Annotated in this window: 11 protein-coding genes; 4 read left to right on the forward strand and 7 right to left on the reverse strand. The window is 65.0% G+C overall.

Annotated elements, in window-relative coordinates; translation table 11 throughout:
• A partial coding sequence (locus ACE3PP_RS00020) for a nicotinate-nucleotide--dimethylbenzimidazole phosphoribosyltransferase (protein ID WP_374377118.1) occupies positions 1 to 445 on the reverse strand: 445 nt, incomplete at its 3' end.
• Between the two features lie 141 nt (positions 446 to 586).
• On the opposite strand from ACE3PP_RS00020, the gene cobS reads away from it, so the two are divergent.
• Together cobS and ACE3PP_RS00030 are read left to right on the forward strand one after the other, a co-directional pair.
• Positions 587 to 1,477 (forward strand): adenosylcobinamide-GDP ribazoletransferase, encoded by an 891-nt coding sequence (gene cobS, locus ACE3PP_RS00025; RefSeq protein ID WP_374377119.1) that lies wholly within the window; start codon positions 587 to 589, stop codon positions 1,475 to 1,477.
• 11 nt (positions 1,478 to 1,488) lie between these two features.
• Entirely contained in the window at positions 1,489 to 2,118 is a 630-nt protein-coding gene (locus ACE3PP_RS00030; protein ID WP_374377120.1) for a histidine phosphatase family protein, read from the forward strand.
• Here ACE3PP_RS00030 and ACE3PP_RS00035 read toward each other — a convergent pair.
• Both ACE3PP_RS00035 and ACE3PP_RS00040 read right to left on the reverse strand, forming a co-directional pair.
• A complete protein-coding gene (locus tag ACE3PP_RS00035) occupies positions 2,115 to 2,537 on the reverse strand; it encodes a VOC family protein (RefSeq protein WP_374377121.1) in 423 nt (140 codons plus the stop codon). The genes ACE3PP_RS00030 and ACE3PP_RS00035 overlap by 4 nt on opposite strands.
• 64 nt (positions 2,538 to 2,601) lie before the next feature.
• A complete protein-coding gene (locus ACE3PP_RS00040) occupies positions 2,602 to 3,021 on the reverse strand; it encodes a DUF1810 domain-containing protein (protein WP_374377122.1) in 420 nt (139 codons plus the stop codon).
• 124 nt (positions 3,022 to 3,145) lie between these two features.
• On the opposite strand from ACE3PP_RS00040, the gene ACE3PP_RS00045 reads away from it, so the two are divergent.
• Positions 3,146 to 4,063, forward strand: coding sequence for a methylated-DNA--[protein]-cysteine S-methyltransferase (locus ACE3PP_RS00045; protein ID WP_374377123.1), 918 nt, complete (start codon positions 3,146 to 3,148; stop codon positions 4,061 to 4,063).
• A gap of 148 nt (positions 4,064 to 4,211) precedes the next feature.
• Positions 4,212 to 4,943, forward strand: coding sequence for a M48 family metallopeptidase (locus ACE3PP_RS00050; RefSeq protein WP_374377124.1), 732 nt, complete (start codon positions 4,212 to 4,214; stop codon positions 4,941 to 4,943).
• Between the two features lie 16 nt (positions 4,944 to 4,959).
• Here the strand turns inward: ACE3PP_RS00050 and ACE3PP_RS00055 are convergent, their stop codons facing one another.
• The 4 genes from ACE3PP_RS00055 to ACE3PP_RS00070 form a co-directional block, all read right to left on the reverse strand.
• A complete protein-coding gene (locus ACE3PP_RS00055; RefSeq protein WP_374377125.1) occupies positions 4,960 to 5,922 on the reverse strand; it encodes an L-threonylcarbamoyladenylate synthase in 963 nt (320 codons plus the stop codon).
• Positions 5,922 to 6,701, reverse strand: a complete 780-nt coding sequence (cysQ, locus tag ACE3PP_RS00060; RefSeq protein ID WP_374377126.1) for a 3'(2'),5'-bisphosphate nucleotidase CysQ — start codon at positions 6,699 to 6,701, stop codon at positions 5,922 to 5,924. Before cysQ ends, ACE3PP_RS00055 begins: the two co-directional genes overlap by 1 nt.
• A gap of 99 nt (positions 6,702 to 6,800) precedes the next feature.
• Entirely contained in the window at positions 6,801 to 9,743 is a 2,943-nt protein-coding gene (locus ACE3PP_RS00065; RefSeq protein ID WP_374377127.1) for a response regulator, read from the reverse strand.
• Positions 9,744 to 9,888: 145 nt separating this feature from the next.
• Positions 9,889 to 10,506 (reverse strand): tetratricopeptide repeat protein (locus ACE3PP_RS00070; RefSeq protein ID WP_374377128.1); only part of this gene is annotated, 618 nt, incomplete at its 5' end.

Below are 10,506 nucleotides of genomic sequence, written 5' to 3' on the forward strand. Positions count from 1 at the left end.
AGGCCATCGCGCGCGCGCACTCGGCCTCGGACAAAGCGGGGCCTTGCGTGAAGTCCTGGGTCGGCTGGTCGAGCGACATTTCATAGACGCGCAGATCCGCATCGGCATTCTTGCAGAGCTGGTTCACCGCCGCGCCGCCATGCGTGAAATTGAGGACCATCTGCCTTGTCACTTCCGACGGGAAGGCGGAGACGCCCAGGGCCGCGACACCATGATTGCCGGCAAAGACGGCGACGCGCGGATGATTGACGGCGGGCGGGGTGCGGCCCTGCCAGGTCGCCAGCCAGGAAGCCAGTTCCTCAAGCCGGCCCAAAGCGCCGGCCGGCTTGGTGAGCTGGCCTTCGCGTTCGGCCGTCGCCTTGGCGGCGTCGCCATCGGGGCCGGGGAATTCCGACACGATCCGCCGCATTTCGGCGAAACTGGCAATCGATTGATGATCCAACATGGATAACTCCTTCAAGATCTCCGGCCCCGGGCTGGTCGCCGCCGGCTGTCATTTGCGCGTGCTATATCCCAGGCGCGGTTCCTGATACAACGGCAGCCAATACCGAACCACTTAAAGCCAACGGACCGGACACCCACCCCCGTGAGCGACGAACCAAGCCAATCACCCGAAGAGAAACCAGGGCCGACCGAAACGCCGCCCGCCGATGCGGCGGCGGACCGGGCCGACGCGCACCCGCAAGGCGGCTCTACTTCCCCCGGTACGTCCAGCAGCGTCAACCCGGCGGCTTTCCTGGCCACCTGGCGGCGGGACGTTTTCCTGGCCTTGGGCTTTTTCACGCGCCTGCCGGTACCGGCGGTCGAGGGTCATCTGGGTGGGGCGGTCCGCGCCTTTCCATTCGCGGGCCTCATCGTGGGGCTCATTGGTGCCTTGGTCTATTTTGTGGCCATGGAAATCGGCCTCTCTGGCCTGCTCGCGGCATTGCTTGCCGTAGCCGCGACCGGGATCGTGACCGGCGCCCTGCACGAGGATGGCTGGGCCGATGTCTGCGACGCGCTCGGCGCCCGGGGCGGGGTGGAAAAGCGCCTCGAAATCCTGCGGGACAGCCGGCTCGGCTCCTATGGCGGGCTGGCGCTCATTTTTTCAACCTCGATCAAGGTGGCGGCCATCGCCAATCTGGGGGCCCCGGAACTGGTCGCCGGCGCCCTGGTCGCGGCGCATAGTCTGTCGCGGGGCGTCCTGCCGCTGGTCATGGCGCGGATGCCGCTGGCGCGCAGCAACGGCCTTGCCCACGATGCGGGGCGGCCCAGCATCACGGCCGCCAATTGGTCGCTGATCATCGCCCTCATCATCGCCGTCATCGCGGTCGCCCCCGTGGCGGCGCTGGTCGCCCTCGTCGCGGCGCTTGCCGCCACCTGGCTCGTCGCCAAGCTGGCGCAGGCGAAGTTCGGCGGCTATACCGGCGACGTGCTGGGCGCCGTCGAGCAGCTGGCGGAAATGGCGATCCTGGTGAACCTCATCACCCTGACCTGAACGATCCGACCATGTCTGCCGATCATACTGAAACCAGATTGTGGCTGGTGCGCCACGCACCCGTAATCGGCGCCCACGGCCGCATCTACGGCCAGGACGATCTTGAAGCCGATTGCACCGACGACAGGGCCTTTGCGGCACTGGCGGGGTTCCTGCCCGGCGCGCCGGTCTGGGTCGCGACACAGTTGAAGCGCACACACCAGACGCTGGCCGCCGTCCACAAGGGACGCGGCATCGAACCTGTCCTGCCCCTCATCGAGGTTGATCTCGTCGAGCAGCATTTCGGCGACTGGCAGGGCCTCACCTACGCCGAGCTTGATGCCAGCCGCGACGGTGCCTATCACCGGTTCTGGCACGCACCCGCGACCGAGCGGCCGCCGAACGGCGAAAGCTTTGCCGATGTGGTGACGCGTGTGGAAAAGGCGCTGCTGCGCCTCACTCTCGCGCACGCCGGGCAGGACATCGTCGTCGTCGCCCACGGCGGCTCGATCCGAGCGGCCCTCGCCGCCGCGCTCGACATCGAGCCGGAGCGCGCGCTTGGGTTTTCGGTCGACAATCTGTCGGTGACGCGCCTCGACCATATCGAAGGGCAAAGCTTCGGCGCCGCCTGGCGCGTGGCGTTCGTGAACAGACGGCTCTAGGCGACCGCAAACACCTGTGCCGGGTCTTCAAAGGATTTGAATTCGAGCGCGTTGCCGCTGGGGTCGAGGAAGAACATGGTCGCCTGTTCGCCGACCTGGCCCTTGAAGCGCACATGGGGCTCGACGATGAAATCGATGCCGGCGCCCTTCAGCCGGTCGGCGAGACGATGCCAATCGCCCCAGGGCAGGATGGCGCCGAAATGGCGGACCGGCACCTGGTCGCCATCGACGGCATTGGTGGTGGCGGTGCGGGTTTCCTCGGGCTTCAGATGCGCCGAGATCTGGTGGCCGAAGAAATCGAAATCGATCCATTTGACGTCGCGCCGGCCGATGCGGCAGCCAAGCAATCCGGCATAGAATTTCTCGGTCGCGGCCAAATCGGCGACCGGGAAGGCCAGGTGAAAGGGCGGGATCGACATCGGCAGTCTCCAGATTGAGGCCATCAGGAACCTGACAGGCAAGTCTGACAGAATGCTGACAGTCTCAGAGCCGCTCCAATGTCGCGGGATCGCCGGTGCCGCCGAAGAATTTCGCGAGCGCCGCGGCAAAGGGTGAGCCATCCGGGGCGATGGCGGCGAACAGGGTCATCGAGGAGCGGAATTTGAGATCGTCGGGGCTGCCGAAAATGGCATGGGCGTCGCCGTCGGCCAGCGCATTGACGATCATCGTGCATTCGAGAAGGCGCTGGCCGAGCAGCGGGTGCGCAAGATAGGCGGCAGCTTCGTCGCGTCCCGACAGGGCGAAGAAGCGGGCGGTGGAACTGTGGCCGAGACCCTCGATCTGCGGGAAGATGAACCACATCCAATGGCTGGCTTTCCGGCCCGCCCGGAGTTCCCGCAGCACTGCCGGATAGATAGCCGCCTGGGCCTCGACGAAACGGGCGAGATTGTACCGATCGGGCATGGCATGCCTTCCTTTTCGGGCTATCCTTCCACAGCGTTGCAATGGCGCAAGACCCGGATAGCGGGGCCGGACCGCTCGGCCTTATTCCTTATGGCAGGATGAGATGTCAGGAAAGCGTTCGATCATGCCAGAAGGAAGCGTCTTGGCGCAGGAAGCCAAGGATAGCGGTGCCGCGTTGGTGCAACGAGCCGCCGCCTATATCGAAGCAAGGCAGGAAAACGAGGCCGACGGGCCGGTGACGCTCGATGAACTGGCGCGCCATTGCGGCCTGTCGCCCTGGCATCTGCAGCGCCAGTTCAAGCGCGTGATGGGTGTCTCTCCCCGCGACTATGAGGAAAGCCTGCGCCTGGCACGCTTCAAGAAGGGCCTGCGCACCGGCGCGGGCGTTGCCGCCGCCACCTTCGATGCGGGCTTCGGCTCGTCGAGCCGCGTCTATGAGCGTGCCGGCCAAGCTCTCGGCATGACGCCTGCCTCCTATGCGAGCGGTGGGAAGGGTGCCTCCATCCGCTATGCCCTCAGCTCGTCGCCGCTGGGGCGCCTGTTGGTCGCAGCGACGGAGAAGGGGCTCTGCCGGGTCGAGATGGGCGAGCGGGATGCGGCCCTCGAAGCCGACCTCCGGAGTGAATTCCCAGAAGCCGACAGCATCACCCGCGACGATGCGGCGCTCGGTACTTTTGTCGGGGAAATCGTCCACCGGATGGGCGGCAAGGCCCCCCGGGCGGACCTGCCGCTCGATATCCGCATGACGGCCTTCCAGCGCCAAGTCTGGCAGGCTCTGACCCGGATTCCAGCCGGCGAGACCCGGACCTATGGCGAGGTCGCCGCCGCCATCGGCCAGCCGACGGCGGCCCGGGCGGTCGGCAATACCTGCGGCAGGAACCCGGTCGCTATAGCCATTCCGTGTCACCGTGTTTTGCGTAATGACGGCGCCATCGGCGGCTATGCCTGGGGAGCGCAGCGAAAACAGGCTCTTATCGAGGCCGAGTCATCATCGTTAACAACGCATAGGGGGGTCGCGCGCAAAAAAAGAGTAAGCGGTTGAAAGGGCCGCGAGCGAGGCCGTAAAGTGATCGCCAGGGGAATTTGGGTAACCCTGGGGGTATGTGGATAAAGCACTGATCACGATGCGGAAAGTCGCGAAAATATTGGCAAAGTCGTCACCCGAGCCGCGCCGTGCCACGGTTGATAAGGTGGCACCGAAGCGTCGTCGCATGTCCGAGGCGAGCGACATCCACATGCTCAATTTCCCAGCGCGCAAAGTGCCGCTGGTGTTCAAGCAGAACAAGCGCGCGCAACGCATCATCCTGCGGCTCGATCATGGCAGTTCGTCGATCATCGTCGTGCTGCCGAAACGCACTTCGCGCGACGAAGGCAAGCGATTTGCGTTAAGCAACAAGGATTGGATCGAGGAGCGCCTCGACCAGCTGCACGAGCCGGTGCCGTTCCTTCACAACAACATCATCCCCATTCTTGGCACGCCGCATCGCATCCGCCACAAGCCCAATGCGCGCGGTGTCGTCTGGTGTGAATCGGAAGAGATTCATGTCGCCGGACATGAGGAACATGTGCCGCGCCGCGTCCAGGATTGGCTGAAGGTCGAAGCCAAGCGCGAGATCGAAGCGCGCGCCTTTGCCAAGGCGGAGATGGTCGGCAAGAAGATCAAGAAGATCACCATCCGTGACACCAAGAGCCGCTGGGGCTCCTGCACCAGCGAAGGCGAACTGGCCTTCTCGTGGCGCCTCATCTTCGCGCCCAAGCATGTGATGGATTACGTCATCGCCCATGAGGTCGCGCATCTCAGGGAAATGAATCACGGGCCGAAATTCTGGAAGCTCTGCGGCGAAATCTGCCGGCAGATGGATTCCGCCCGCCTGTGGCTTGAGGATCACGGCACCGATCTTTATCGGTACGGACGGTTTTAGACAGCTCTTGCCCTTTTCAGCGCGGCGCCGCGGCCCGCGTCAGGCGGTCGTTGATCGCAATACCCAGACCCACCTCTGGGATCGGCATCACGGCAATGCCGGTGACGTCCGGCCGATCGAGAGCGCGGAGCATCGCGAAAAGATTGGCGGCGGCTTCGGCAAGATCGCCGGTTTCGCTCAAATTCAGCGTGATCCCCGCATGGGGCGCGTTGCGGCCGAAGGCGAGTAGCGCTTCGCCCGCCTGGGCATTCACCGCATTGAGGCGCACGGGCCGATCCGGCGCATAATGGCTGAGAAGACGGCCGGGGCCGTGAAGGCCGGCCTCGACATCGCCGACGGGTGCCGCGATCTCGACCGGCCTGCCGATGATGGCGGCGATCTCCTCGGGCGAAACACCGCCGGGGCGCAGCAGGGCGGGCTTCTCATCCAGCAGGGAGAGGACGGTCGATTCGACGCCGATGCGGCAGGGGCCGCCATCGAGGATCATCGCCACCTTGTCGCCGAGCCCTTCTTCGACATGGCGCGCATTCGTGGGGCTGATGCGGCCCGACGGGTTGGCGCTGGGGCCGGCGAGCGGCAGGTTGCTGGCGGTCAAGAGTGCCCGCGCCACGGGGTGCGCCGGCACGCGCAGCGCCACGCTGTCCATGCCCGCACTCACCAGCAGCGAGAGCGGGCATTTGCGCTGGCGCCGCACCACGAGGGTGAGCGGCCCCGGCCAGAAGGCCCGGCCGAGCGCCAGCGCGTCTTCCGAAAATTCGCCGAGCGCTGCCGCGGCGGCGAGGCTCGGCACATGGACGATGAGCGGATTGAAACTGGGCCGGCCCTTGGCGGCGTAGATGGCGGCGACCGCGCGGTCGTTACAAGCATCGCCACCGAGGCCATAGACGGTCTCGGTCGGGAAGCTCACCAATTCGCCACGACGCAAGGCACCCGCCGCCAGGGCGATGTTGGCATCGTCGGCGGGGACGATCTTCGACATCAGGCCGAAATCCTCCGTTGTCCGCGCGCGATGAAATGCGGGTTGCGGAAGCCGGTCTTGCCATAGGCGAGCGGTTGGCCGTCGAGGGTTCTGACCGAACCGCCGGCCGCCAGCAGCACGGCATGTCCCGCCGCCGTGTCCCATTCCATCGTCGGGCCGAAGCGTGGGTAGAGGTCGGCGACACCCTCGGCGATGCGGCAGAATTTCAGCGACGAACCGGCGACGATGGTGCCGGCGACATGCTCGCCCAGATCCTCGACCTTCACCAATTCCTTGGCGGCATGCGAGCGGCTGATCGTCATCACGGCACCTTCGGGCGGCAGGGGACGCGCCGAGATCGATGCTTCGATATTCTTGCAGCGGCGGAAGGCGCGATCACCGAAGCCCGCATACATTTCATCGAGCGCCGGCAGATAGACGATGCCGAGGACCGGCACGCCCGCCTGCACCAGGGCGATGTTGACGGTGAATTCGCCGTTGCGGGCGATGAATTCCTTGGTGCCGTCCAGCGGATCGACCAGGAAGAATTCTTGCGCTGCCGACGGGGGCAGGCCATTGGCCGCGGCCTGTTCCTCGGCGATCACCGGCACGCCGGGCGCCACGGCATCGAGAGCGGCCAGGATCAAGGTCTCCGCCGCGACATCGGCCGCCGTTACCGGCGAATGGTCCGCCTTGCGGCCCGGCGTGATCTCGCCGGCATAGACGGTCATGATCGCTTCGCCCGCCTGATAGGCGGCATCGATCAACCGGTCGCAGAGTGGGGCGAAATTCTGGATCATGGGCAGGTCGGCAGGCTTTCGGCGGGCATGGGGTCCGGAGCCGCAGTTCCTAGCCGGTTTCCCCACAAAACACCATGCCGCCCGCGGCAAAGGGTACGATCAGTTGGCACCGGTCCGGCCAGGCTCGCTGATTGGCGGCGTCGGATCGTTGGCGGTCGCAGATTCGAGCGAAGAGAGGAGGTTGGAGATCGCGTCCTGCTGTTCCATCGAGAGCGGGGCGATGGCCGGTGCCGCTTCATGTTCGGCGGCACTGATGCGCGCCGCCTCGCCGCCCACCAGCGCCACCTTGGCATGGAGGGCGATCTTCTGGATGAGGTCGTTGGCGTCGATGGGCTTGGCCATGAAATCGTTCATGCCGGCCTCGAGACAGCGGCGGCGGTCTTCCTGGGTCGCGTTGGCAGTCAGCGCGATGATCGGTACCTGCGACGGCCCGCCACCCAGTTCACGGATGCGCCTTGTCGCCTCGAGCCCATCAAGATCGGGCATGCGCATGTCCATCAAGACCACGTCATAGGCGCGGGAGCGCATCGCCTCAATCGCTTCAAGCCCGTTGCCGGCAATGTCGGCGCGGGCACCGGCGCGGGCGAGGATCGCCGTCACCAGCATCTGGTTCACCTGATTATCCTCGGCCAACAGGATGCGCAGCGCCGCGCCGTCGGCAAAGACCGCCGGGCCGCCGCTGCCGTGACCGCGCCGTGCCGTGCCGTGCCGCGTCCCCTCGATCAGTGCCATCATGCAATTGAGGAAGCTTGAGCGCCGCACGGGCTTGGGCAATTGCGCGTCGATGCCCTCATGGACCTCGTTCTGATCGATGAAGAGGGCGGAGGAAGAGAGCACGACATTATCGACCTTGACGCCCGGCAGCGCGCGCAGGCGCCGCGCGAAATCGACGCCCGACATGGTCGGCATGACCTGATCGACGATGGCGAGCACAATGGGTTCGGCCGGCGGATGGTCCCTTAACTCGTCGAGCAGGATTTCCGGCTCGCTGGCGATGCGGGGATGGGCGCCGATGCTCAGGACATAACGTTCGAAAATCTCGCGGTTGATCGGATTGTCGTCGACGATCAGCACGTCGCGGCCCTGATAGGCGGCGGCAATGGCGGCCTGATCGGGTGCCATGTCGACGGCATTGTGGCTGTTGCCGGTCAACGGTCCGAACCAGGCGGTGAACCAGAAGGTCGAGCCGCTCTTGGCGCCGGTCCGGGATTCGACGCCGATATGGCCGTGCATCAGGTCGACCAGCTGCTTGCAGATGGCAAGGCCCAGCCCCGTGCCGCCGAAGCGACGCGTGGTCGACGCGTCGACCTGACTGAAATGGCGGAACAGGCGGTCCTGCGATTCCGGCGGGATGCCGATGCCGGTATCGCGCACGGCAAAGCGCAGCTTGGCGCCTTCGTCCGATTGGTCGGCAAGCTCGACGATCAGCGAGACGCCGCCTTCCTCGGTGAACTTGACCGCATTGCTGAGCAGGTTGAGCAGGATCTGCCGCAGGCGACCGGGATCGCCGTTGAGTTTTACCGGGACATCCGGCGCCACGAAGCAGGCAAGCTCGATGCCCTTGGCGTGTGCCCGGCTCACCACCAGCTCGAGAACGGCGTCGATTTCGGCCACGATGTCGAAATCGATATGTTCGATTTCCAGCTTGCCGGTCTCGGCCTTCGCGAAATCAAGAATGTCGTTGATGATGGCGAGCAGCGCTTCGCCCGATTGCTGCAGCACGTCGACATAATGCCGCTGGCGATGATCGAGCTTGGTGTCGGATAGCAGGCCCGCCATGCCGAGGACGCCGTTCATCGGCGTGCGGATTTCGTGGCTCATCATGGCAAGGAACTGGGTCTTCGCGATCGAGGCCTGTTCAGCCACTTCCTTGGCCGCGCGCAGATCGCTGGTCATCGATCGTGCCAGGCCCTCGGCCCGGTAGCGCGCCGCCACCATGAACCAAAGGGCCGCACCGAGCAGGATCGAAATGACCGTGCCGCCGAGGGCAACGAGCAGCGGTACCATTTCGGAACCCGGCGGTCGCAGCGAGGAATGCGAGCGGTAATCGATGCTGAAGCTCTGCCCCGAGATGATCATCGTATGCGAGCGCCGGTAGAGGCTGCCGTCGCGCGAGAGGCGCCGCGTGCTGGTATCCTGCTGGACGCGGCGCCGGCTGTCGAAGATGAGGCGGTTGGAATCTACATTGGCACCGAGATAGACGACGGCGTCGATTTCATTGCCGATGTCGAGGAGCGACGCTTCGACGGCCGTACCGATGGCGATCGGCATGATCACCCAGCCTTTGAGGCTGTCGCGGCGCTCGGTATAGCTGGCCGGCGCCGAATCGCGGGCATAGACCGGCGAGATCATCAGGATGCCGGGTTGGCTCTGTTTGTTGATGATGATGGGGATGATGCCGCTCATCGTCACCGAGCCGTTGAGCATGGCCCAATCGAGCACGCGGCGGCGCATGGCCTCGCTGCCGAGGTCGAGGCCGATGATCTGCGTGCTCTTCAGCATCGATTCGGAGAGCCGTACGACATAGAGATCGTCATGCTGCGCGTTGCCGAGCGAGCGGATCATCAAGGGTTCGCCGTTGAGGAGGCCGGCCCGGCGCAGATATTTGTCGAGATCGGCGCGTTTGACCCGCTCGACGAAATTGAGGCCGATGCCACCCGACATCTCACGCCAATTGAGGCCCGAGACGAAACGCTGCCAGTCGCGGCGCGTGATGTCGTCACTGAGCGTCGCCATGCCGGTGCCCATCGTGACGATGAGATTGAAAGAGCCGAAGCGGTCGCTGAGCCGCTTTTCGAAGCGCTCGATCAGATAGTTGAAACGTTGCAGGGCCGCTTCCTGCGATTGCTGGTAGAGAAGAAGGCCCACATAGACGCAGAACAAGGTGCCGATCAGCGAGACGGCAACGCTCCAGGCCCAGGCACGGCCGCGCCCCCAGGCATGCCCGTGGCCGGCCAAACTCCGACCGCTCAGGACCTGACCGGTCTGCGACCGGCTGGGCGACGTCGATCTCGCCTTGCGTGTGGTGATGTCTCGCTTCAATGGGGCCTCGGCTGCACGATGGGGCATTGTCGCCGAGGATGGTGAAGCAATGGTTAAGCGAGGGTTTCCGCTCGTTAACCTAACCGTTTGAATAACAAGGTGGAATTGCCTAGTCCGCCTAGAAATTAGGCACGTTTCCCGAGGCTTAGGGCAGCAGTGAGTCGAGCTCCTTCTGCAGCTCTGCGCGCTGCGGGGCGTCGGTCGGCAACTGGTCTAGCACCTCGGTCCAGAGCTTTCGGGCCTCTGCCTTGTTGCCGGCGACACGGGCCACCAGACCGCCATAATAGAGGCCCAGAGGATTCTTCGGGTCGAGCGTGCGGACGCGGCCCACCGCTTCGACAAATTCCGGCGGCAGATAGCGGTCGAGGTCGGAGCGGCCGGCGATGATCGAATCGGCATAGTCGAGCTGCACGTCGAGGCGGGCGGGGGCGAGCGTCGCGGCCTTTCCCCAGGCGTCGCGCGCTTCCTCGACCCGCTGCAGCACCTGGTAGGCGCGGGCGAGGCGAATCCAGCCGTCGAGATCACCCGGATTGGCTTTGAGCTTGTCAGCGAGGCGCGTCACCATGTCATTGATGAAAGCCTGCTGCTGCTCAGCCGTCATTCCTTCGGCGGCGGCGATATCGGCGGCACTCGGTCCCGGCGTGGCCCCGCTGTTGCCTTCGGCCGGTGCGCCAGTCGAGCGACCCGCCACTTCGTCGGTCGCATTCTCGCCGGCATTATTGCCAAGTCCCGGCTTGTTCAAGCGCTCGGCCGCCTTGGCGAT

The organism is Dongia sp. (assembly GCF_041910485.1).
Classification (GTDB): domain Bacteria; phylum Pseudomonadota; class Alphaproteobacteria; order Dongiales; family Dongiaceae; genus Dongia.